The organism is Caballeronia choica, from assembly GCF_001544535.1.
Classification (GTDB): domain Bacteria; phylum Pseudomonadota; class Gammaproteobacteria; order Burkholderiales; family Burkholderiaceae; genus Caballeronia; species Caballeronia choica.
Genome location: NZ_FCON02000626.1, coordinates 1 through 553 on the forward strand (window position 1 = coordinate 1; position 553 = coordinate 553).

General features: G+C 65.8%; 1 protein-coding gene. It reads left to right on the plus strand.

The window, feature by feature from the left end; all coding sequences use genetic code 11:
* Window positions 1-553, plus strand: a 553-nt coding sequence (locus AWB68_RS46045) for an AMP-binding protein (protein ID WP_143282103.1), incomplete at both ends; no start/stop codon positions are given.

Consider the following 553-nt stretch of genomic DNA (forward strand, 5'->3'; position numbering starts at 1 on the left):
TGCCGATGTCGGTGGAAGGCGTCGTCGCGATGCAGGCTTGCGCGCGCATTGGCGCCACGCATTCGGTCGTGTTCGGCGGGTTCTCGTCGAAGTCGCTCAACGAACGGCTGGTCGACGTGGGCGCGGTCGCGCTCATCACCGCCGACGAACAGATGCGCGGCGGCAAGGCGCTACCGCTGAAAAGCATCGCCGACGAAGCGCTCGCGGCCGGCGGCTGCGAGGCGGTGAAGGACGTGATCGTCTATCGCAGGACGGGCGGCAAGGTCGCGTGGACCGAGGGCCGCGATAAGTGGATGCACGAACTCGTCGAGAACGAGTCGGACCAATGCGAGCCGGAGTGGGTGAGCGCCGAGCATCCGCTCTTCATCCTCTATACGTCCGGTTCCACGGGCAAGCCCAAGGGCGTGCAGCACAGCACCGGCGGCATCCTGCTGTGGTCCGCGCAGACCATGAAGTGGACGTTCGACATGAAGCCGGACGACGTCTTCTGGTGTACCGCCGACATCGGCTGGATCACCGGACACAGCTACATCACCTACGGCCCGCCCGCGAT